Origin of the sequence: Aeromicrobium sp. NPDC092404 (assembly GCF_040684095.1) — a bacterium.
Taxonomy (GTDB): Bacteria; Actinomycetota; Actinomycetes; order Propionibacteriales; family Nocardioidaceae; genus Aeromicrobium.
Genome location: NZ_JBFBFI010000001.1, coordinates 699,724 through 721,222, shown reverse-complemented (window position 1 = coordinate 721,222; position 21,499 = coordinate 699,724). Strand labels below are relative to the sequence as shown.

Sequence of the window (21,499 nt, the reverse complement as noted above, 5' to 3'; positions counted from 1 at the left end):
CGTGACGTGGTGTCCGAATCCCCGCCGCCGGCGCCTCCGGACGAGCACGGCGTCGTCAGGCGGGACTGAGCACTGCGACGCACTCGACATGGTGCGTCATCGGGAACAGCGCGAACGCACGAAGGCTGTCCAGGACGTAGCCGCGTGCCGCGAACGACGCGAGATCGCGGGCGAGCGCCGCCGGGTCGCAGGCGACGTACACGATGCGACGGGGCGCCAGGTCGACGATCCCGGCGACTGCCTTCTTGGCCCCGGTGCGCGGCGGGTCCAGCACGACGACGTCGGCCGACTGGCCCAGCGAGCCGTTCCTGAGCGCCCGCTCGACCGGGTCGGAGACGAGCCGTACTTGCGGGAAGTCGTGCAGGTTGCGCCGGGCGTCGCGGGACGCGCCCCGGTCGGACTCCACGCTGAGGACCGCGCCGTCCTCCCCCGCGTCGTCCGCGAGGAACGTGGTGAACAGCCCGACGCCGGCATACAGGTCCAGGACGGTGTCGCCATCGGCCACCTCGGCGGCCTCGAGCACCGCCTCGACCAGCGTCGCGGCCGCGTCGGGGTGCACCTGCCAGAAGCCCGACCCGGAGACCCGGAAGTCGGCGGCCAGCACGCGCTCGGTGACCGAGCCGCGGCCGCCGCGGGTCGTGCCGTCCACCGCCACCACGCCGTCGACCGCAGCCTCGACCTCGTCCGGGATCGACGCGTCCGTCACCAGGAGCGTGTCGCCCGTCGACGAGACGATCGCCTCGACGGACTCCGCGTCCCAGCGCCGCCCCAGCACGTCGGGCAGGTCGGGGTGGGCGATCAGGCAGCGGTCGACCGGGACGATCTCGTGCGACCGGTGCTTGCGCAGCCCCGGTCGGCCCTCGGCGTCGACCGCGAACTGCATCCGAGTGCGCCAGTCCAGCGCCTCGGGCTCGACGGCCTCGACCTCGCCGTCCCAGGTGATGCCGGCGAGTCGGCGCAGCTGCTCCCGGACGACGTCGCCCAGCAGCTCGCGCTGGACGGCAGGATCGACGTGCTGGAAGTCGCAACCTCCGCAGAGACCGGGACCGGCCCAGGGGCACGGCCGCTCGACCCGGCCCGGAGCCGCCTCGAGGACCTCGACCGCGTCAGCACGCAGGAACGACGTGGACCGGTCGGTGATGCGGATCCGCACGCGCTCGCCGGGGAGCGTGTGGCGCACGAACACCACCTGGCCGTCGAGGCGGGCGACGCAGTGGCCGCCGTGCGCGATGGGCCCGACGTCGACGATCGGGTCGTCCGTCATCCCCTAGTCCCGGAATCCACGGCGCACGTCGCCCGGCGCCGGCCGGCTACGACCCAGCCGTTGCTTCGCGCGACCGGCCGAGCTGAGCTGGTAGGGCACGCTCGTGACCATGACGCCCGGCATGAACAGCAGGCGGCCCTTGAGACGCAGGGCGGTCTGGTTGTGCAGCAGCTGCTCCCACCAACGGCCGACGACGTACTCCGGGATGTAGACCGTGATGATGTCGCGAGGGCTCGACTTGCGGAGCTCCTTGACGTAGCGGATGACCGGTCGCACGAGCTCGCGGTAGGGCGAGTTGACGACCTTGAGCGGCACCGGGATCTCGAGGTCCTCCCACTGCTTCATCAGGGCCTGGGTGTGTGCCGGGTCGAACTCGACGGTGAGCGCCTCGAGCGAGTTCGGCCGGGACACCCGGGCGTACGCCAGCGCGCGCATCGTCGGCTTGTGCACCTTGCTGACCAGGACGATCGCGTGGACCCGCGACGGCAGCGTGACGTCGGAGTCGTCGATCTCGAGCTCCTCGGACACCCGGTCGTAGTGGCGGCCGATGCCCCGCATCAGCAGGAAGATGGCGACCATCGCGACGATCGCGATCCAGGCTCCGGCGAAGAACTTCGTGATCAGGACGATGACCAGGACCGTGGCGGTCATCGCCAGGCCGATCGAGTTGACGATCCTCGACCGCTTCATCCGTGCGCGGACGGCCGGGTCCTGCTCGGTCTCGAGGTGCCGGTTCCAGTGCCGGATCATGCCGAGCTGACTGAGGTTGAACGACACGAAGACGCCGACGATGTAGAGCTGGATCAGCCGGGTGACCTCGGCGTCGTACACCTGGATCAGCACGACCGCCGCGACCGCCAGCAGGATGATGCCGTTGCTGAACGTGAGCCGGTCGCCGCGGGTGTCGAGCTGGCGCGGGAGGAACCCGTCGCGCGCCAGGATCGAGCCGAGCACGGGGAAGCCGTTGAAGGCGGTGTTGGCCGCCAGGACGAGGATGATGCCGGTGCAGGCGATCGTGAAGTAGAACAGCGGGGTGAAGTCGCTGTAGAGCGCCTTGGCGACCTGACCGATCACGGTGTCCTGCTCGTAGCCGCTGCCGACCGGCTGGCCGTTGGCCTTGAGCAGCTGGTGCGCCGGGTCCTCGACGTAGCGCAGCTTCATCAGGTCGGCCAGCACGATGATGCTCATGAGCATCGTGATGGCGATCGTGCCCAGCAGCAGCAAGGTGGTCGCGGCGTTCTTGCTCTTGGGCTTCTTGAACGCCGGGACGCCGTTGCTGATCGCCTCGACACCGGTCAGCGCCGCGCAGCCGGACGAGAACGCCCGCGCCAGCAGGAACGCCATCGCGAGGCCGGTCAGCCCGTTCTCCATGTGGCCCTCGCCCGTGATGTGGAAGTCCGCGCTCTCCACGTGGGGCAGGTCGCCGAACAAGTAGCGCCAGTAGCCAAAGGCGCCCATCAGGATGATCGCGATCATGAACAGGTAGGTCGGCACGGCGAACGCCTTGCCGGACTCCTTGGTGCCGCGCAGGTTCATCGCCATCAGGAGGAACACGAGCACGGATGCCGCAGTCGCCTCGTGCCCGTCGAGCCACGGCAGGGCCGAGCTGGCGTTCTGCATGCCCGAGGAGATCGAGACCGCCACCGTCAGGACGTAGTCGACCAGCAGAGCGCTGCCGACGGTCAGGCCGGCGGTGGGCCCGAGGTTGACCGTCGCGACCTCGTAGTCGCCGCCGCCGCTGGGATAGGCGTGCACGTTCTGGCGGTAGGACATCACCACGACCGCCATGACGCAGGCGACGGCGATGCCGATCTTCCAGTTGAAGGCGTACGCCGACAGCCCGCCGAGCGACAGCGTCAGGAAGATCTCGTCAGGCGCGTACGCCACCGACGAGAGCGCATCACTCGCGAAGACCGGCAGGGCGATGCGCTTGGGGAGCAAGGTCTCACCGAGCTGGGTGCTGCGGAGCTTGCGGCCGACCAGCGCGCGCTTGGCGACCTCGGTGATTCCCACGAGAGACGATGCTAGACCTCACACTGAGTCCTTGCGCGGGGCGTCCCGCCGCGGTGTAGCGTCGCCTGCGTGCACATCGTGATCATGGGCTGCGGCCGAGTCGGCTCGACCCTCACGCGCAGCCTCGAGGAGCGCGGCCACACCACCGCGGTGATCGACACCAACCCCGACGCGTTCCGCCGGCTCGGACCGGGATTCACCGGGATCACGGTGACCGGCATGGGCTTCGACCGCGACGTCCTGGTGAAGGCCGGCATCGAGCGCGCCGACGCGTTCGCCGCGGTTTCCAGCGGCGACAACTCCAACATCATCTCCGCGCGGGTCGCCCGCGAGCAGTTCAAGGTCGAGAACGTCGTGGCCCGCATCTACGACCCGGGCCGCGCCGAGGTCTACGAGCGCCTCGGCGTGCCGACGGTCGCGACGGTCCCGTGGGCCGCCGACCAGGTGCTGCGCCGCCTCGTGCCGGCCGGCACCGAACCGGCCTGGCGCGACCAGACCGGCGAGGTCCGCCTCGACCAGGTCTACGCGCCGATCCCCTGGATCAGCCGCCGCATCGCCGAGCTCGAGGAAGCCGCCGGGGTGCGCGTCGCCTATCTCCGTCGCCTCGGCGTCGGCGTCATCGCCACGCCTGACACGGTCATCCAGGAGGGCGACTACTTGAGCCTGTTCATGCGCGAGGACCACGCAGGCGACGCGATGTCCGCCCTTGAGGCCGGACCGGAGACCGACTGATGCGCGTCGTGATCGCCGGAGCCGGCGCCGTCGGCCGCTCAGTGGCGCAGGAGCTCATCGACAACGGACACTCGGTGCTGCTGATCGACAAGTCCCCCGCCTCGATCCGGGCCGACGCCGTGCCCGACGCCCAGTGGCTGCTGGCCGACGCGTGCGAGCTGTCATCGCTCGAGGAGGCGCAGCTCGAGTCGTGCGACGTCGTCATCGCCTCGACCGGCGACGACAAGGCCAACCTGGTCATCTCCCTGCTGGCCAAGACCGAGTTCGCCGTGCCCCGCACCGTCGGCCGGGTCAACCACCCCAGCAACGAGTGGCTGTTCAGCGAGTCGTGGGGCGTCGACGTGTCCGTGTCCACGCCGCGCATCATGTCGGCACTGGTCGAGGAGGCCGTCACGGTCGGCGACCTCGTGCGCCTGTTCACGTTCCGGCAGAGCAACACCAACCTCGTCGAGCTCACGATGCCCGCCGACTCGCCGTTCATCGGCAAGCGGGTCAGCGAGGTGCCGTGGCCCGACGACGTCATCCTCGTCGCGATCCTGCGGGACAACGCGATCGAGACCCCGGACGCGGACCGCTCGCTCGAGTCGGGCGACGAGCTGCTCTTCGTGACGCCCGAGGACGCCGAGGACCACCTCGGCGAGCTTCTCTCGCCCAAGCACTGACGTCACCGCACCCTGCGGGGTCAGGAGTCGGCTTGCCCGGGCTCGATCGGCGTGCGGTCACGGCCCAGCATCCAGGCCATGACGGCGAACGAGGCCACGTAGAGCGGCCAGCCCAGGGCGAGCTTGGCCGATCCCAGCAGCGCGACGTGGTCGGTTGCCCACAGCGGGAGCTGGATCGCGACACGGATGATGTTGGGGGCCACCAGGACCCAGGTCAGCCGGGAGCACAGCTTCACCAGGGCGCGGTCGTCGTGCCACGCCGTGGGGTCGCCCGTGGCGCTGCCGATCAGGAAGCCCACGAGCGGCCAGCCGACGAGGATCGACACGATCATGATCGTCCCGGTGCCGGCGTTCAGCAGGATCCCCGGCAGGAAGACGTCGCGCGCCTCGCCGGTCCTGGACGCGATGAACGCCGCGATGCCGATGCCGAACAGCGCGTTGAACACGAACTGGGTCGTCGAGCGCTGCAGGAGGCGCACCAGGAGCATGAGCACCGCTGCCGCGATGCTCACGGTCAAGGACGTGCGGAGGTCGTGCGAGATGATCCAGCAGACCGTGAACAGGACCGTCGGGACGGCACCCTCGACGATTCCGCGTCGCCCGCCGAATGCCTTGGCGAGCTGTGCCCGAACGACTGCTTCGACCGTGACAGCCTCGGGCGTCATGCCTCGAGTTCGTAACGTGGGTTGTAGATCACGCGATCACCGTTGCGCATCCCGATGCGGCCGTACGCCTTGAGCTGCCGACCGGCCGACACACCCTCGATCTTGCGGCGGCCCAGCCAGATCAACGTCACGGAGTCGGACCCGTCGTAGAGCTCGGCCTCGAGCGCCGTGACCCCGTCGACCGGACGCAGCGTCACCGAGCGCAGGACGCCGTGGATCGTGACGACGGCACGGTCGGCCTGGTTCGCGATCAGCTTGCAGCCCGCCTTGGCGGCGTCGCTCTGCAGCTCCTCGGCCTCGATGTGCTCGGTCGAGAGCCGTTCGAGGGTCCTGCTGAAGCGTCCCATGCTGAAATGCTACTCCTCGTCCGGTGCCACGACGGCGTTCTCGGGCAGTGTGAGCAACAACGCCTCGCGGGCGATCCGAGCCTCGTTGCCCCGCCTCACGATGACGTCGCGGAACGCCTGCATGAGCGGACCGTCGTCGCTCGGGTTGAGCCCTGCCTCGCCCAGGAACGTGCCCCGCAACATCCACCGCGGACCCTCGACGCCCACGATGCGGCTGGGCTGGAACCCCTCCTCGCCACCGGGCAGCTCGACCGGCACGCGGACGTGGAGCTCGGGGCCGTACGGTCCGGAGACCTGCTCGCTCGTGCCGTTGAGGCGGGCGACCTCGAGGATCAGGTCGTCGCGCACCTCGTCCCACAGCCCGCCCGACCGGGTCGCGGCGAAGGCGCGCAGCTCGAGCGCCGCGTCGCCGGCGACCAGCACGGCGGACGCGATCTGCCCGTTCTCGCCCTCGGCCGGCAGCTGGATCGAGTACGCGTCCTGCGCGCGGACGAGGAGCGGCCCGAGGTCGACGTAGGACGGGTCCTCCTCGGGCGACTTCTCCGAGATGTCCCAGGGACCGTTGGCGCGTACGTCGGGGGGCGTCTCCACCGGGACGACGACGTCCTCGTCGACCTGGTCCTTCTTGCGTCGGCGCACCATCAGCTTCTCTCCCTCAGGCTTCGGCGGTCGCGTGACCGCCGGTCGAACCGTACCCCCCGGCCCCACGCACCGAGTCGGGGAGCGACTCGGTCTCGGTGAACGCCACTCGCTCGACCCGCTGGATCACGAGCTGGGCGACCCGGTCGCCGCGCGTGAGCCGGACGGGCTCGTGCAGGTCGTGGTTGACCAGGAGGACCTTGATCTCTCCACGGTAACCCGCATCGATCGTGCCGGGGGTGTTGACGATCGACAGACCGTGCCGCAGCGCGAGGCCCGAACGGGGGTGGACGAACGCAGCGAGACCCTCGGGCAGGGCCACGGCGATGCCGGTCGGCACCAGCACGCGCTCCCCCGGCGCCAGGTCGACGTCGACCGTCGTGACGAGGTCGGCTCCCGCGTCGCCCGGGTGCGCGTACGTCGGGAGCGGCACTCCCGGATCCAGCCGTGTGACGGTGACCTCCAGCATGGCAGCGACCCTACCTGCGTCCGGCCGTCGGTACGCATGAGGCAAGGTTGAACCGTGACGACGTACCGCGAACGCCTGACGGCCCCCGTGTCCTGGTGGCTGGCTGCCCTGCTGTCCGGGGCCGTGTGGGGCTGGATCATGCTCGTCGCGACGAACTGGCCGATCGCCATCGCCACGACGGTTCTCGTCGCCGGTGCGGGAGCCTTCCTGGTCTGGCGCTACGGCTCGCTGCTGATCCGCGTCGATGCCGCCGGCCTCACGGTCGGCCGGGCCAGGGTCGAGAGCGAGCACCTCGGCGCGGTGCGGCCGCTGAACCGCTCGGACTATCGGCTCACGCTCGGCACCGGGGCGGATGCCCGCGCCTACCTCGTGACCCGCCCCTATCTCGACCGCGGCGTCCTCGTGCCGATCACTGACGACACCGATCCCACGCCGTACTGGCTCGTGTCGAGCCGCCGCCCGGACGCGCTCGCCGCTGCACTGGGCCACACTGAGAACGCGCCGGCCCCGGCGCACGACCCGAACGGAGACGCACCCCGTGGCGAAGAACAAGAGGGCTGAGCACGCCGACCGCCTCCTGGCGGAGGCCGCCGCGACTCCCAAGACCAAGGCGCCGGGCAAGAGCGCGTGGCGACTCATGGATCGCGGCTCGTCGCTCGTCGCGGGACTGCTCGCCCAGCGGGCGTCGGTCCTCGCGTGGCGTGCCGTCACCGGCAAGAAACCGCCCAGCAGTGGCCGGCACCCCGACGTGACCACGGGCGAGGCCGTCGCCTGGGCCGTCGTCGGCGGGGCGATCATCGAGCTGGTCAAGGTCGGTGTCCGCCGCGGCACCGCGACCTACTGGGTCAAGTCGACCGGCCAGCTGCCGCCGGGGATGAAGCCGCTCGAGAACTCGGCCCAGAGAAACGAGAAGGAGCCGGTCCTTGCGGAACCGGCTCCGAAACGTACGGGCAAGAAGAAGCGAAAGAAGCGTCAGTAGTCGCAGTCGCGGCAGATCATGACGCCGTTCTTCTCCGATGCGAGCTGGCTGCGGTGGTGCACCAGGAAGCACGACGAGCAGGTGAACTCGTCGACCTGCTTGGGCACGACCTGGACGGCCAGCTCCTCGTGGGACAGGTCGGCACCCGGCAGCTCGAAGTTCTCTGCTGCCTCGGTCTCGTCCTCGTCAACCTTGCCGGAGCTCTTCTCGTGCCGACGCGCCTTGAGCTCCTCGATGCTGTCCTCGGACTGCTCTTCCTCGGTCTTGCGCGGTGCGTCGTAGTCGGTAGCCATCAAATCTCCCTTTGTGCGGAACAACCGGCGTGATTGTGCCATACCGACGTATGGCGCTCACACTCAGAACCCACAAGCGCGAACGAGGGTGAAATATTCCTCGGCAATCGCGGGATGTGCAGCCATGACCATACGCTCATCCGGGCCGCCGTCGAGCCCGCTGAGCACGAGGCCCGCCTCGGCCGCCACCAGGCCGCCGGCGGCGAGGTCCCAGGGCTTGAGGCCCTGCTCCAGATAGGCGTCGTACTGGCCCTCGGCCAGGGCACACAGGTCGAGTGCCGCCGAGCCGATGCGGCGGATGTCGCGGACCTGCGGCAGGAACGTCGCCATCGCGGCGGCCTGCGCCGTACGAATCTCGGGCATGTAGTTGAACCCGGTGGCAACCAGGGCGTGCGCGACGGACTCGGGCCGCGGGGCGGCCAGCATGCGCCGCGACTCGCCCTCGTACCGCCAGGAGCCCGCGCCGCGGATCGCACCCCACTCGACACCGGACGCGATGTTGATGACATAGCCCGCCACGACCTGGCCGGCCTGGCGCGCGGCGATCGACACGGCGTACGTGGGGATGCCGTAGACGAAGTTGACCGTGCCGTCGATGGGGTCCACGACCCACTCCACACCGGTCGTGCCCGTGACGTCGTTGCCCTCCTCGCCCACGAAGCCGTCGTCGGGGCGCACCGCGAAGATGCGCTCGCGGATCAACCGCTCGGAGGCCTCGTCGATCTCGGTGACGACATCGGTGGGGCTCGACTTGGTCGCCGCCACGTCGACGCGACCCGCGGGACGCCGGTCGGCGACGAACGCGGCCGCCTCGCTTCCGACGGCACGGGCCAACGACAGGAGCTGCTCGGTCATGGGGTCCTTCAGGAGATCGTCGGCAGGGCCGAGCGGGGGTTGAGGCAGCAGTCGGCGGGGCACACGTCGTGGGACGGGCCGAGGTCACCCAGCGAGCACCGCTCGACCTGGTCGCCCCGCTCCACCGCGGCGCGCTCCAGCAGCAGGTCCCGCACCATCGCCACGAAGTCGGGGTGCGCCCCCGGCGTGTCCACGCGGTCGTACGTCATGCCGAGACCGTCGGCCGTCAGCTTGGCCTCGGTGTCGAGGTCGTAGATGACCTCCATGTGGTCGGAGATGAAACCGATCGGGACGACGACGACCGAGGTCGTGCCGGACTCGTGGAGCTCTCGCAGGTGGTCGTTGATGTCCGGCTCGAGCCACGGCACGTGCGGCGACCCCGAGCGCGAGCAGTAGGCCAGCGACCAGCGCTCAGCGCCGGCGCCCTCCGCGACGAGGCCGGCGACGGTCTCGTGCTGGCGGACGTACATCTGCCGTCCGGGCCCGCCGCTGGCGAGGTTCATGCTCTCGGGGATCGAGTGCGTGACGAACACGACGTGCGTCCCGGCGGGTGCGCCCGCGAGCGCCTCCGACGTCGCCTCGACGAAGGGCCCGACGAAGCCCGGATGGTTGAAGTAGTGCCGCAGCCGGCTGAGCTCGATGTCGAGGCCGCTCACCGCGTCGTACAGGTCCTCGCGGTACTGCCGGCACCCGGAGTAGGACGAGTAGGCGCTCGTCACGAAGCAGGCGGCCCGCCGCACCCCGTCGGCGGCCATCTGCCGGGCGGCGTCGCGCAGGTAGGGGTCCCAGTTGCGGTTGCCCCAGTAGATCGGCAGGTCGACGCCGTGATCGGCGAAGTCCTTGCGCAGCGCCTCGAGCAGCTCCAGGTTGAGCTCGTTGATCGGGGACTTCCCGCCGAACAGGAAGTAGTGCTGGCCCACCTCTTCGAGCCGCTCGCGGGGGATGCCGCGACCGGCGGTGACGTTCTCGAGGAACGGGACGACGTCGTCGGGGTGCTCCGGGCCGCCGAACGACACGAGCAGCAGAGCGTCGTACGGCTGGGCATCCATGTGCTCATCATCCCACCAGCCCGGATAGGGTCGGCATGCTGGGAGGCTCTGCATGCTGACGACATACAAGGACGTGCTGTCACGTCCTGGCGCTGCGCTGTTCTCGTTCACCGCGCTCTGGTCGCGCCTCCCGTTGTCGATGGCGGGGCTCGGCATCGTGCTGCTCGTCGCCGAGCGCACCGACTCGTACGGCCGTGCCGGCGTGGTGGCCGCCGCGTACGTCCTGGCCGCGGCCGCGTTCGGACCCTTCCAGGGCCGCCTGGCCGATCGCGTCGGCCAGGCCAAGGTGCTGGTCGTGGTCGGCGGGCTCTACGCCGTCGGCATCGCCTTGACCCTCGTGTCGATCGAGTCCGACTGGCGTGCGCCGCTCCCCCACCTCTGCGCCGCCGTGGCCGGTCTCGCGACGCCGCAGACCGGCAGCATGGTGCGCGCCCGTTGGACGCACGCCGTCTCGGACCGCAGCCAGCTCAACACCGCATTCTCGATCGAGGCCGTGCTCGACGAGGTCGTGTTCGTCGTGGGGCCCGTGCTCGTGACGTTCCTGACCCTCGAGGTCGCGGAGACCTCCGGCCTGGTCTTCGCCGCCGCGGCCGCGACTCTCGGCTCGTGGGCCCTGGCGCTGCAGCGGCGTACTGCTCCCCCGCCGGCCGCCAGGCGCGGCACGCCCCGTGAGCCCATCAGCTGGGCGCTGCTGGGACCTTTGGTCGCCGTCTCGGTGGGCCTGGGAATCCTCTTCGGGGCGACGGAGGTCATCGTGGTCGCCTTCACCGAGGACCAGGGCCAGCCCGGCGCAGCCGGGGTCGTGCTGGCGATCTGGGCGGGCGGCAGCCTCATCGCGGGCCTGGCGGTGGGCGCACTCCCCCAGACCCGCCACCCGGTGCGGCAGTTCCGCTCGGCCATGCTGGCGCTGGCGCTGCTGTTCGCGCCCCTCGGCCTGCTGCCGAGCTCGGCCTGGCTCGCCGTCGGCATGTTCCTCGCCGGCGTCATGATCTCGCCGACGCTCATCGCGATGGTCAACATCACCGAGCTCGGCGTCCCGTCGTCCCGGCTCACCGAGGCGCTCACGTGGACGACCACGGGCATGGCCGTCGGCGTCGCGCCGGGTGCCGCGATCTCCGGCTGGGTCGTCGACGAGCACGGCGCATCCGCAGGGTTCCTGGTGCCCTTGGTGGCCGGTCTGGCCGCCGCGGCGGTGGCCTGGAGCATCCGTACGCCGTCGCGGGCTTACGCGGGGTGAACAGAGGACCGATGTGGCACTAACCTTGGGCTCGACATGACCGAACTCACCCTGGCCGAGCGGAGCGTCGAGCTCGTGCGCACCTGGATCGATCCCGAGCGCGCCTCAGCCCGACGAGCCGATCCCTCCGCCGAACGCCTCGCCAAGCTGCTCAAGGACCCGCACGGGCTCGAGTTCACGATCGGGTTCGTCGATCGGGTCGTGCGTCCCGACGACCACCGTGTGGCAGCACGCAACCTGCGCGCGCTGGCCCTGCACACCCCGTCGTTCCTGCCGGCGAGCCAGCGCCTGCTGCTCAAGCTGGGCGCCGTCGCCGCCGTCGTGTTCCCGAAGCTGGTCGTCTCGATCGCCAGCCGGACCCTGCGCCGGATGGTCGGCCACCTCGTCGTCGACGCCCGGCCGGCACAGCTGGGCCGCACGATCAAGCGCCTGCGCGCCGGTGGCGACCGGCTCAACCTCAACCTGTTGGGTGAGGCGGTGCTCGGCGAGGGCGAAGCCGCACACCGTCGTGACGGCACGCTGGAGCTGCTCGAGCGCGACGACGTCGACTACGTCTCGGTCAAGGTGTCCTCGGTCGCGAGCCAGCTGTCGATGTGGGCGTTCGACGAGTCCGTCGCCCGTGTCGTCAAGCAGCTCACCCCGCTGTACGAGCGGGCTGCGAGCGGCGAGCCGACGTTCATCAACCTCGACATGGAGGAGTACCACGACCTCGACCTGACGGTCGCGGTGTTCAAGGCGATCCTCGGCTCGTTCCCCGACCTCGAGGCCGGCATCGTGCTGCAGGCCTACCTGCCCGACGCGCTCGGCGCGATGCAGGACCTGCAGAGGTGGGCGACCGCCCGTCGGGCCCAGGGCGGGGCGCCGATCAAGGTGCGGGTCGTCAAGGGTGCCAACCTCGCGATGGAGCGGGTCGACGCGGCGGTGCACGGGTGGCCCCTCGCGACGTGGTCGACCAAGCAGGAGACCGACACCAACTACAAGCGGGTCCTCGACTGGGCGATGACGCCGGAGCGCGTCGACGCCGTACGCCTCGGCGTCGCCGGCCAGAACCTGTTCGACATCGCGTACGCCTGGCTGCTCGCCGGTGACCGCGGCGTCCGCGACGCGGTGGACTTCGAGATGCTGCTCGGCATGGACAGCGGTCCGGTCGACGCCGTCCGCGACGACATCGGCCAGCTCCTGCTCTACACCCCGGTCGTGCACCCGTCGGAGTTCGACGTCGCGATCTCCTACCTCGTGCGGCGGCTCGAGGAGAACGCCAGCAGCGAGAACTTTATGTCCGCTGCGTTCGAGCTCGCCGACGAGCCGGACCTGCTGGCCCGCGAGATCCAGCGATTCTTCGCCTCGGTCGACGCGCTCGACGACTCCGTGCCGGAGCCCAACCGCAGGCAGAACCGGTTGACCGAGGTCGCCCCCGTGCACTCCGAGACGTTCGCCAACACGCCCGACACCGACCCGTCGACCGAGGGCAACCGCGAGTGGGGACGGCTCGTGCTGGCCCGCTCGTCCTACACCCAGCTCGGCGCCGAGACCGTCCACAGCAACAAGATCCCGGGCCCGGCGAGCCTCGAGAGCGTCATCCAGGACACCCGGGTGGCCGCGAAGGGCTGGCAGGACCGCGGCTCCGAGGTACGCGCCTGGATCCTGCACCAGGCCGGCAGCGCCATGGCCGCCCGTCGGGGCGACCTGGTCTCGGTCATGGCGGCCGAGGCGGGCAAGACCATCGCCGAGGCCGATGTCGAGGTCAGCGAGGCGATCGACTTCGCGCACTACTACGCCGAGTCGGCGCGCCGCCTCGACGCCGTCGACGGTGCCGAGTTCGTGCCCGACACCTTGACGGTCGTGGCACCGCCGTGGAACTTCCCGGTGGCGATCCCCGCCGGTTCGGTCCTCGCCGCCCTGTCGGTGGGCAGCGGCGTCGTCATCAAGGCCGCGCCGCAGACCCGGCGCTGCGCGGCCGTGATGGTCGAGGCGCTCTGGCAGGCAGGCGTCCCCCGCGACGTGCTGCGCTACGTGACGATCGACGAGGGCCCGCTCAGCAAGGCGCTCATCTCGCACTCCGACGTCGACCGGGTCATCCTCACGGGTGGCTGGGACACCGCCAACCTCTTCCGCTCGTGGCGGCCCGACCTGCCGCTGCTGGCCGAGACCAGCGGCAAGAACGCCATCGTCATCACGCCGAGCGCCGACATCGACCTCGCCGTCGCCGACCTCGTCAAGAGCGCGTTCGGGCACGCCGGCCAGAAGTGCTCGGCCGCCAGCCTCGCGATCCTGGTCGGGTCCGTCGCCGAGTCCGAGCGGTTCGAGCGCCAGCTCGTCGACGCGGTCTCGTCACTCAAGGTCGGGTTCCCGCACGACCCCGAGGTGACGATGGGACCGATCATCGAGCCCCCGTTGGGCAAGCTCGCCGAGGGCCTGACGACCCTCGGCGAGGGCGAGGAATGGCTCCTGGCACCGCGACAGCTCGGTGCGGACGCACGGGTCTGGTCGCCCGGCATCCGTACGGGCGTGCAGCCCGGCAGCCGGTTCCACACGACGGAGTACTTCGGGCCCGTCCTCGGCATCATGAAGGCGCGGACCCTGCGCCAGGCGATCGAGTGGCAGAACGCCACGGACTACGGCCTGACGGCCGGGATCCACTCGCTGGACGCCAAGGAGGTCAACACCTGGATCGACACGGTCCAGGCCGGCAACCTCTACGTCAACCGCGGGATCACGGGTGCGATCGTGCAGCGTCAGCCGTTCGGCGGCTGGAAGCGGTCCTCGGTCGGCACGTCGGCCAAGGCCGGCGGACCCAACTACCTGACGCACCTCGGCACCTGGCGGCCCCGGCCGTTGCGTCGCGCCGAAACGCCGAACCTGTCCGTCGAGGTGTCGCGGCTGCTCGATGCGGCCCGCACCCACGTCAGCGGTGTCGAGCACCGCGACCTCGTCGCCGCGGCCGGATCGGACCACGTCGCCTGGACCCGCGAGTACGGGATCCTCAAGGACGTCTCCAAGCTCGGCGTCGAGCGCAACGTCTTCCGCTACGTCCCGGTGCCCGTGGCGATCCGGTTCGACGGCAGCTACCTGCCTGAGCTGATCCGCATCCTGCTGGTCGCCGCTCGTACGAGCGCGCCGATCGCGGTGAGCTCGCGGACTCCCCTGCCGTCCAGCCTCGTGCCCAAGGCACGGGTCGAGACGCATGACGAGTGGCTCGAGCACATCGCGCAGAGCCGGCCGCCGCGCATCCGGCTCATCGGCCCGGGCGCCAAGGAGGTCTCGATCGCGGTCGACGGCGACCCCGACGTGGCGATCTACAGCGGACCGGTCACGCCGTCGGGACGCGTCGAGGCCCTGCCGTTCCTGCAGGAGCAGGCCGTCTCCATCACCAACCACCGCTTCGGCAACCACGATCCGGAGTTCGAGCTCGTCCTGCCCCGCAAGCGCTGACCTCGCCGGCAGTGACGTTCGGGTCGCGAATCGCCGGCAGCACCCGACCGGAACGTCACTGCCAGCGGGCCTTGGTCGCCGGCGGCGTCAGCTGTGGTCGATGCCAGGAGGCAGCGGCGCCGTCCAGCCGCGCTTGAGGGCGACGAGCCGCCACCCCAGGCAGATCGCGAACGCCAGGGCGTACCACCACTCGGCGTAGCCCTCCTGGTGGATGAGCGTGGCGACGAGTGCGCCCGTGAACGCGGGCGTGGCGTACAGCTCGCCGCGGAAGATCACCGGCACACGGCCGGCCGCCACGTCGCGCATCATGCCGCCGCCGATGCCGCTGAGCATGCCGAGCGCCGAGGCAGCGAGCACCCCGAGCCCCGCCTCGTCGGCCTTGACCGCGCCGGTCACGCAGAACAGCGCGAGGCCGACCGCGTCCAGCACCATGATCTGCCGCTCCATGCGACCGAACGCGGGATGGAACGCGAACACCGCGAGCGCCGTCACCGTCGGCACCACGAGGTAGCGCCAGTCGTCGAGAGCCGCAGGCGGCACCGCGCCGATCAGCACGTCACGCAGGACGCCACCGCCGAGGCCCGTGATGAGCGCCAGGACCACGACGCCGAAGACGTCGAGCTCCTTGCGGACGGCGACCAGTGCACCGGTCGAGGCGAAGACCGCGATTCCGGCCAGATCCAGGACCAGGAGCAAGGTGTCGGACACGGCGACGACGCTATCTGGTCTCGGCGCGTCACCGCAGGTTCGCATCCTGCACGCCTAGGATGAGAACGTGCTTCGAGTGAACGCCCACCCGGAGCCGGCGTCACATCGGAGGCGATGACATGCGTGATCTCGGTCTCGACGGACTGAGCGAGGACAGACGGTTCCTCATTGCGCGTGACCCGTCCACTGATGAGCAGTTCCGCATCCCCGCTGATCACCGCCTCGCTTCCCTGATCGGCAAGCCGTCCCACTCTGGGAACACCTCCGGCCAGTTGGAGATCCGCATGGAAAGCTCACTCAGCCCGCGCGACATCCAGACCCGCATCCGCCGCGGCGAGACCCCGCAGGCGGTCGCCGACTCGGCCGGTGTCCCGGTCGAGCAGATCCTCGGCTTCGCCGGGCCCGTGCTCGCCGAGCGCGAGTACATGTGCGAGCAGGCCCGCAAGACCTCGATCCGCCGCAAGCACGTCGGCGGTGCCGGTGTGCTGCTCGGCGCCCTCGTCGCGGAGAACATCGCCGCAGAGGGCGGCGTCCCCGAGTCCGCCGCGTGGGACTCGTGGCGACGCGAGGACGGCCGATGGACCGTCCAGGTCACCCCCGAGGGTGCCGCCCACCCCGCCAGCTTCCTGTTCGACGTCAAGAGCCGCTACGTCGTGCCGGCCGACGAGTTCGCCCACGACCTGGTCGGCGACGTCGCCCTGCCCGACTCGACCGACATGGCGATCGCGGATGCCGTGCGTACGCCGTCGCGACCGGCCGAGGCGCCGGTCGAGGTCCAGGCCTCCATCGTCGACGAGCTCGAGGACCTGCTGCCGGAGCCCGACGAGGAGCCTCAGGTCGGGGTCGCGTCCCTCAAGGAGGCGCGCGACCGTCGAGCCCTCGAGCAGCTCGCGATCGGTGAGGCCGAGGAGCCCGAGGACGCCGAGACGACCGCGGCGCTCGAGCACGAGGTCGACGACTTCGAGGACTCGCTCGAGCACGACGTCGCCGTGCCCGACACGATGGGCCCGCGCAAGAAGCGCCACGAACGCCGCCGCGTCCCCAGCTGGGACGAGATCATGTTCGGCGACAAGTCCGACTGATCACCCGAAGGGCAGGACGTCGGGCGACAGGGCCGAGGCCTTGGCCGAGGCTGCCGTCATCCGGCGCCGATGGTGCCGGCGGCACAGCACCTCGTAGCCCACGACGTGGTCCTCGACCTCGGGTGTCAGCTCGTGGTCGACGTCACCGACGACGATGACATCACCCTCCGTCACCATGATCCCGTCCTGGGTGCGGGCGTTGTGCGTCGCGCGCTCACCGCACCAGCACAGCGCCTCGACCTGCAGCGTGTGCACGTGGTCGGCCAGCTCGATGAGCCGCGCCGAGCCGGAGAACAGCTGGGTACGGAAGTCGGTCAGGATGCCGAACGCGAAGACATCGATCGCCAGCTCGTCGGTGACCTTGGCGAGCTGGTCGATCTGGTCGGCGGAGTAGAACTGCGCCTCGTCGCACACGAAGTAGTCGATGCGGCCGCCCTGGGTCAGCTCGTCGACGGTGTACTGCCAGAAGTGGAACGTCTCGTCGACCTCGATGGCCGGGACGGCGAGGCCCAGCCTGCTCGACAGGGTCGCAGCGCCCGCGCGGTCGTGGGAGGTGAACACCCTCCCGACGCGCCCCCGGGCCCGATGGTTGTGGTCCATCTGGAGCGCCAAGGTGCTCTTGCCGCAGTCCATCGTCCCCGAGTAGAAGTTCAGCTCCGCCACGAGCACCATCCTGCCAGTCGAGTCACGGTGCCACGAGGACCGGGATGCGCAGCTCGGCCTCGCTGATCGACCCGTGGAAGCCGGTCATCTTGAGCTCGATCCCGAACTCCCGCGACGAGAACATCGCGAAGTCCCCGAGCGCCGCGACGACGACGTCGCCGATCCGACCCCGGACATCGGCCGCGATGGGACCGAACCAGTCCTCGATGCCGTCCTGCGTACGGACGAGGGCGCGATCGCCCAGCTCGGCCTGCCAGCGCGCGGCGACGTCGGGCGCGGCGCCTGTCCGCGTGTAGACGTGTCGGAAGCGAGCCTCGCCGGCCAACAGGGTGACGTCGTCCAGCAGCGTGGCCGAGGAGTCGATGTCGAAGCGGCCCTCCATCGGCAGGTCGATCATCCCGTGGTCAGCAGTCACGAGCAGCACGGTGTCGCGCGGCAGCTCCTCGCGCAGGTCGGCGAGCTCCGCGTCGATCGTCGTCAACATCGTTCGCCACTCCTCGGACGTGCAGCCCTTGGCGTGCCCGGTGTGGTCGAGCCGGGACTCATAGGCGTACGTCATGGCGCGGGGTGCGGACTCGACGACCTCGACGACGACGTCGAGCCGCTCCCAGATCGAGCTGATGCCGTGGAACGGCACGCCGCGCTGGCTGCACAGGGTGAGCCCCGAGTCCGCGAACTTGGCGTCGTTGACCGATGATGCCGCGACGCCGGCGTCCTGCATGTGCTCCAGCACGGTGCGGTGGGGCTGCCAGAGCAGCGGATCGACCGGCTGGTCCCACTTGAGCGAGTTGAGTCGCTGGCCGCTGCCCGGCACTCGTGAGGTGTAGCCGACCATCCCGTGCGTGCCGGCCAGCAGTCCCGTTCCAAGCGACGTCAGGCTTGTGGCGGTCGTCGACGGCACCCCGCACACGACGTCCTCGACGTTGCGCAGCGAGCTGAGGAACGGCGCCGCGTCGGCGTGCTCGCGCAGAAGCTCGAGGCCGAGCCCGTCGACCAGGAACACGACGTAGCGCGGGGCCTCGGGCAGAGCCAGGGAGTTGGCGAATTCCGGGACGCCGAGCGCCGCCGCGACCGAGGGCATGACCTGGTCGATCGTCGTGCGACCGCCGAGTCCGGCCAGTGTCATGCGGTACGGCCGGCGGTCGCGGCCGACAGCGTGCGTGCGAAGGTCAGCAGCCGCTCGACGGCGGAGCCCCCGTCGGCTGCCGCGGCTAGTCGCAGCGAGAAGTCGTCGCCCGTCAGGCTGCCGGTGTAGCCGTGGTCGGCCTCGCAGTCGGGGTCGGTGCAGCGCGCCGGCTCGAGCTCGACGCGTGACACGGCGCCCCAGCTGACCGTCAGCACGGCCTCCTCGAGCTGATTGGAGGTGGAGGTCACCATCCGGCTCACCACGACCGAACGGACCTGACCGAGGGCGACCGCCTCGGACGTCGTCGAGGTGTAGGGCTTGGGCAGCAGGTCGTCACCGGGGTGCTCGTCGGTGTGCACCAGCACGAGGCGGCTCGGGGTCAGCACCAGCACCGTCATGTGGCGGCGGATCTCGTCGTGGTCGAACGTCGGCTCGTGGTGCAGGACGTAGGCGGCGACGGGCTCGTCGGCGAGAGCGTCGCGGAGGCCTTCAGCAACGATCTCGGGGTAGTAGCCGCTCCTGGAGACCTCGTCGAACAGGGACAACGCGACGTCGGTGGTCATCACGCCAGCGTATCGCCCAGCGAGGCAGGCTGACTAAGGCGTCGGACGTACCACTCACCCCGACGGTCCGCGGACGGCACGACCTTCGCGCGGGCGCTGAGGGCGGTGTAGCCCTTGCCGTGCACCAGCACCGGCTCGAGGTCGAGCTCGGCGATCTCCGGCAGGTCGTCCTTCATCGCCGCCAGGCGCACGATGACGTCCTGCAACGCGTCGACGTCGACCGAGTCCGAGCCGCGGTAGCCGTAGAGCAGCGGCGCGGATCGCAGGTCGCGGATCATGCCCTCGGCGTCGAGGTCCGTCAGTGGCGGGATGCCGTACGAGCGGTCGCCGAGCAGCTCGCTGGGTGCCCCGGCGAGCCCGAACGAGACCAGGGGCCCGAACAGCGGGTCCTCGGTCACGCTGAACGAGACCGGGATGCCGTCCGCAGCCGCGCTCTGCACGAAGAACTTGGTGTCCTTGCGCATGCCCTTCCACGTGGTGAGCTCGTCCCAGGCCTTGCCCATCTCGTCGGCGCTGCGGATGTTGCGCCACACGTGGGCGAGGTCGGGGCGGGTGCGCAGGTGCTCGCTGCCGGCCTTGAGGACGACGTCCCAGCCGAGCCGCTCCCCTGCCTCGATCGCCTCCTCGCGGGAGTGCACGTTGATCCACGTCCACAGGTCGATGCCGTAGCAGGCCAGCAGCGCATGGACCTGGTCGGTCGACAGGATCGCCCCACGTGGCGCGGCGTCGAGCACCTGGCGCACCAGCGCCCGGGCGTCGCCCGTGCGGTGGTCGAGGGCGATGTGGAAGTCGCCGTGGTCCTTGGCGGCCCACTCGGCGTAGTTGACGACCCTGGCCAGCGCACGGACGGCCGACTCGGGGGCAGCGTACGACGGCACCGAGCCGCGACCGGCGGAGCCGCCGAGCAGGTCGGGCACGCGCAGCAGCACCGGCACGCCCTCGCTGCCGAGGAACGTCGACACGATCGGCTTGTCGGACTGCTCGCCGATCGCCGCGAGCACGTCGGCAACCTCCTCGCCGCTGGTGTTGAGCGGCGGGACGTAGACCGCGACGAGCGCGTCGGTGTCGGGGCTCGCGATGGACTGCTCGATCGCGGCCTCGAAGTCGTCCGCGTTGGCGTCGGCACCCAGTGACACCGGCTCGGTGACCTGGAGTCCCGCGGCCGACGCGGCGTCGGCGACGATGAGCGCGACGGCGTCGGAGTTGCCGACGATCGAGATGCGGTTGCCCCGCGGCAGGGGCTGGTGCGCGAGGAGCTGGGCGACGTCGAACATCTCGTCCAGCGTGTCGACCTGGATGACGCCGGCCTGCCGGAACATCGCGTCGACCGCCGACTGCGGGGCCGACGTGCGCTTGACGGTGTGGCCGACCGGCACCCCTTGCGTCGATCGGCCGGACTTGACCGCCACGATCGGCTTGGTGCGCGAGACGCGACGGGCGATCCGCGAGAACTTGCGCGGGTTACCGATCGACTCCAGGTAGAGCAGGATGACCTCGGTCGAGTCGTCCTCCTGCCAGTACTGCAGCAGGTCGTTGCCGGACACGTCGGCGCGGTTGCCGGCCGACACGAACGTCGACAGGCCGAGGCCGCGACGGGACACCGACTCGAGGATCGCGGTGCCCAGCGCGCCGGACTGGCAGAAGAAGCCGACGCGGCCCTGCGGCGGCATCGACGGCGACAACGAGGCGTTGAGCTGCAGGTCGGGCGCGGTGTTGATGAAGCCCAGGCAGTTGGGACCGATGAGCCGTAGCCCGTACGACCGACTGAGCCCCAGGAGCGTGCGCTGGCGCTGGCGGCCCTCCGGGCCCTCCTCGGCGAAGCCGGCGGAGATCACGACGAGACCGTGGACGCCCTTGGCGGCGCAGTCGAGCACGACGTCGTTGACCGACTCGGCCGGCACCGCGACGATCGCGATGTCGACCTCGCCGGGGATGTCCTGGACGGTCTTGTAGGCCGGGAGGCCCGACACCGCCTCGGCCTGCGAGTTGACGGCGTAGACGCTGCCGCTGAAGTCACCCAGCACGAGGTTGCGCACCATGGCCTGGCCGATGGAGTCCTGTCGGCGGCTGGCACCGATGACCGCGATGCTGCGGGCGCGGAAGATGCGCTCGATCGACGCGGCCTCGGCGCGTTGCTCGCGGGCGCGCATGACCCCGACGGCGAGGTCGGTGGGCTCGATGCGGAACGTCAGCCGGGTGACGCCGCCGTCGACCATGCCCTCGACCTGGTATCCCATCTCGCGGAAGATCTGCTGCATGCGGGAGTTCGACGGCAGCACGTCGGCCACGAACGTACGGATGCCCCGCTCGCGCCCGGCCTGCGCCAGGTGCTCGAGCAGCAGCTGTCCGACGCCGCGCCCCTGATGGGCGTCCTCGACCAGGAACGCCACCTCGGCCTCGTCGTCGCCGACGGCGTCGTAGCGGCCGACCCCGATGATCGTCGAGTGCAGCGTCACCACGAAGGCGACGCGGCGGTCGTTGTCGACCGTGGTGAACCGCGTGACATCCTTGTCGGACAGCGTCGGATAGGGCGCGAAGAAGCGGAAGTACTTGGACTGCTCGGAGACGCGCGAATAGAACTCCACGAGTCGATCGGCGTCAGCCTCGAGGATGGGCCTGAGCTGGGCCACCCGGCCGTCCTTGAGCAGGACATCGGCTTCCCAGTGCTCGACGGGATGCACCTCGCTGGTCACCCCTCCAACCTATCGGGTGGCCCACGGC

The 21,499-nt window shown here is 70.4% G+C and carries 21 protein-coding genes; 7 read left to right on the top strand and 14 right to left on the bottom strand.

What is annotated here, in order from left to right; genetic code table 11:
* Window positions 1-55 precede the first annotated feature (55 nt).
* Both AB0N22_RS03665 and AB0N22_RS03660 read right to left on the bottom strand, forming a co-directional pair.
* On the bottom strand, window positions 56-1,264 hold the full coding sequence (locus AB0N22_RS03665; RefSeq protein WP_364636220.1) for a TRAM domain-containing protein: 1,209 nt from the start codon (window positions 1,262-1,264) through the stop codon (window positions 56-58).
* Window positions 1,265-1,267: 3 nt separating this feature from the next.
* Complete coding sequence (locus AB0N22_RS03660) at window positions 1,268-3,277, bottom strand: APC family permease (RefSeq protein ID WP_364636217.1); 2,010 nt, start codon at window positions 3,275-3,277, stop codon at window positions 1,268-1,270.
* 69 nt (window positions 3,278-3,346) lie between these two features.
* On the opposite strand from AB0N22_RS03660, the gene AB0N22_RS03655 reads away from it, so the two are divergent.
* Both AB0N22_RS03655 and AB0N22_RS03650 read left to right on the top strand, forming a co-directional pair.
* On the top strand, window positions 3,347-4,009 hold the full coding sequence (locus tag AB0N22_RS03655; RefSeq protein WP_364636214.1) for a TrkA family potassium uptake protein: 663 nt from the start codon (window positions 3,347-3,349) through the stop codon (window positions 4,007-4,009).
* Window positions 4,009-4,671 carry a TrkA family potassium uptake protein gene (locus tag AB0N22_RS03650; protein WP_364636211.1) on the top strand — a complete coding sequence of 221 codons (663 nt, stop codon included), beginning with the start codon at window positions 4,009-4,011 and terminating at the stop codon, window positions 4,669-4,671. Before AB0N22_RS03655 ends, AB0N22_RS03650 begins: the two co-directional genes overlap by 1 nt.
* Window positions 4,672-4,691: 20 nt before the next feature.
* On the opposite strand, the gene AB0N22_RS03645 is transcribed toward AB0N22_RS03650, so the two are convergent.
* The 4 genes from AB0N22_RS03645 to dut are packed head-to-tail and all read right to left on the bottom strand — an operon-like array spanning window position 4,692 to window position 6,791.
* Window positions 4,692-5,336, bottom strand: a complete 645-nt coding sequence (locus tag AB0N22_RS03645) for a DUF3159 domain-containing protein (RefSeq protein WP_364636208.1) — start codon at window positions 5,334-5,336, stop codon at window positions 4,692-4,694.
* Window positions 5,333-5,683, bottom strand: coding sequence for an OB-fold nucleic acid binding domain-containing protein (locus AB0N22_RS03640; protein WP_364636205.1), 351 nt, complete (start codon window positions 5,681-5,683; stop codon window positions 5,333-5,335). The genes AB0N22_RS03645 and AB0N22_RS03640 overlap by 4 nt, the downstream gene beginning before the upstream one ends.
* A 9-nt stretch (window positions 5,684-5,692) precedes the next feature.
* Window positions 5,693-6,322 (bottom strand): DUF3710 domain-containing protein, encoded by a 630-nt coding sequence (locus AB0N22_RS03635; protein WP_364636202.1) that lies wholly within the window; start codon window positions 6,320-6,322, stop codon window positions 5,693-5,695.
* Between the two features lie 16 nt (window positions 6,323-6,338).
* The gene (gene dut / locus AB0N22_RS03630) at window positions 6,339-6,791 is read right to left on the bottom strand and encodes a dUTP diphosphatase (protein ID WP_364636199.1); all 453 of its coding nucleotides are present in this window, start codon (window positions 6,789-6,791) and stop codon (window positions 6,339-6,341) included.
* A 54-nt stretch (window positions 6,792-6,845) separates the two neighbouring features.
* Here dut and AB0N22_RS03625 point away from each other — a divergent pair, with 54 nt between their 5' ends.
* Window positions 6,846-7,352, top strand: a complete 507-nt coding sequence (locus AB0N22_RS03625) for a DUF3093 domain-containing protein (RefSeq protein ID WP_364636196.1) — start codon at window positions 6,846-6,848, stop codon at window positions 7,350-7,352.
* Window positions 7,330-7,770: a DUF4235 domain-containing protein gene (locus AB0N22_RS03620; protein WP_364636193.1), complete on the top strand. Its 441-nt coding sequence runs from the start codon at window positions 7,330-7,332 to the stop codon at window positions 7,768-7,770. The genes AB0N22_RS03625 and AB0N22_RS03620 overlap by 23 nt, the downstream gene beginning before the upstream one ends.
* On the opposite strand, the gene AB0N22_RS03615 is transcribed toward AB0N22_RS03620, so the two are convergent.
* The 3 genes from AB0N22_RS03615 to AB0N22_RS03605 all read right to left on the bottom strand — a co-directional run bounded on the left by AB0N22_RS03615 (window position 7,764) and on the right by AB0N22_RS03605 (window position 9,967).
* Window positions 7,764-8,063, bottom strand: coding sequence for a DUF4193 domain-containing protein (locus tag AB0N22_RS03615; protein WP_364636190.1), 300 nt, complete (start codon window positions 8,061-8,063; stop codon window positions 7,764-7,766). The two genes, AB0N22_RS03620 and AB0N22_RS03615, sit on opposite strands and share 7 nt — an antisense overlap.
* A 63-nt stretch (window positions 8,064-8,126) precedes the next feature.
* Window positions 8,127-8,918 carry an inositol monophosphatase family protein gene (locus AB0N22_RS03610; protein ID WP_364636187.1) on the bottom strand — a complete coding sequence of 264 codons (792 nt, stop codon included), beginning with the start codon at window positions 8,916-8,918 and terminating at the stop codon, window positions 8,127-8,129.
* A gap of 8 nt (window positions 8,919-8,926) precedes the next feature.
* A complete protein-coding gene (locus AB0N22_RS03605; protein WP_364636186.1) occupies window positions 8,927-9,967 on the bottom strand; it encodes a ferrochelatase in 1,041 nt (346 codons plus the stop codon).
* 52 nt (window positions 9,968-10,019) lie between these two features.
* Between AB0N22_RS03605 and AB0N22_RS03600 the strand changes: the two genes are divergently transcribed.
* Together AB0N22_RS03600 and AB0N22_RS03595 are read left to right on the top strand one after the other, a co-directional pair.
* Window positions 10,020-11,204 carry an MFS transporter gene (locus tag AB0N22_RS03600; RefSeq protein WP_364636185.1) on the top strand — a complete coding sequence of 395 codons (1,185 nt, stop codon included), beginning with the start codon at window positions 10,020-10,022 and terminating at the stop codon, window positions 11,202-11,204.
* A 36-nt stretch (window positions 11,205-11,240) separates the two neighbouring features.
* The gene (locus AB0N22_RS03595) at window positions 11,241-14,636 is read left to right on the top strand and encodes a bifunctional proline dehydrogenase/L-glutamate gamma-semialdehyde dehydrogenase (protein ID WP_364636184.1); all 3,396 of its coding nucleotides are present in this window, start codon (window positions 11,241-11,243) and stop codon (window positions 14,634-14,636) included.
* An 87-nt stretch (window positions 14,637-14,723) separates the two neighbouring features.
* On the opposite strand, the gene AB0N22_RS03590 is transcribed toward AB0N22_RS03595, so the two are convergent.
* On the bottom strand, window positions 14,724-15,344 hold the full coding sequence (locus tag AB0N22_RS03590; protein ID WP_364636182.1) for a trimeric intracellular cation channel family protein: 621 nt from the start codon (window positions 15,342-15,344) through the stop codon (window positions 14,724-14,726).
* Window positions 15,345-15,463: 119 nt separating this feature from the next.
* On the opposite strand from AB0N22_RS03590, the gene sepH reads away from it, so the two are divergent.
* Window positions 15,464-16,426, top strand: coding sequence for a septation protein SepH (gene sepH, locus AB0N22_RS03585; protein ID WP_364636180.1), 963 nt, complete (start codon window positions 15,464-15,466; stop codon window positions 16,424-16,426).
* On the opposite strand, the gene AB0N22_RS03580 is transcribed toward sepH, so the two are convergent.
* Genes AB0N22_RS03580 through AB0N22_RS03565 form a run of 4 tightly spaced genes read right to left on the bottom strand, consistent with a single transcriptional unit; the run spans window position 16,427 to window position 21,471 of the window.
* The gene (locus AB0N22_RS03580) at window positions 16,427-17,089 is read right to left on the bottom strand and encodes a thymidine kinase (protein ID WP_364636179.1); all 663 of its coding nucleotides are present in this window, start codon (window positions 17,087-17,089) and stop codon (window positions 16,427-16,429) included.
* 22 nt (window positions 17,090-17,111) lie between these two features.
* Window positions 17,112-18,215: a nucleotide pyrophosphatase/phosphodiesterase family protein gene (locus AB0N22_RS03575; RefSeq protein WP_364636177.1), complete on the bottom strand. Its 1,104-nt coding sequence runs from the start codon at window positions 18,213-18,215 to the stop codon at window positions 17,112-17,114.
* Window positions 18,212-18,778 carry a DUF5998 family protein gene (locus tag AB0N22_RS03570; RefSeq protein ID WP_364636175.1) on the bottom strand — a complete coding sequence of 189 codons (567 nt, stop codon included), beginning with the start codon at window positions 18,776-18,778 and terminating at the stop codon, window positions 18,212-18,214. The genes AB0N22_RS03575 and AB0N22_RS03570 overlap by 4 nt, the downstream gene beginning before the upstream one ends.
* On the bottom strand, window positions 18,778-21,471 hold the full coding sequence (locus tag AB0N22_RS03565; protein ID WP_364636173.1) for a GNAT family N-acetyltransferase: 2,694 nt from the start codon (window positions 21,469-21,471) through the stop codon (window positions 18,778-18,780). The genes AB0N22_RS03570 and AB0N22_RS03565 overlap by 1 nt, the downstream gene beginning before the upstream one ends.
* Window positions 21,472-21,499 lie beyond the last annotated feature (28 nt).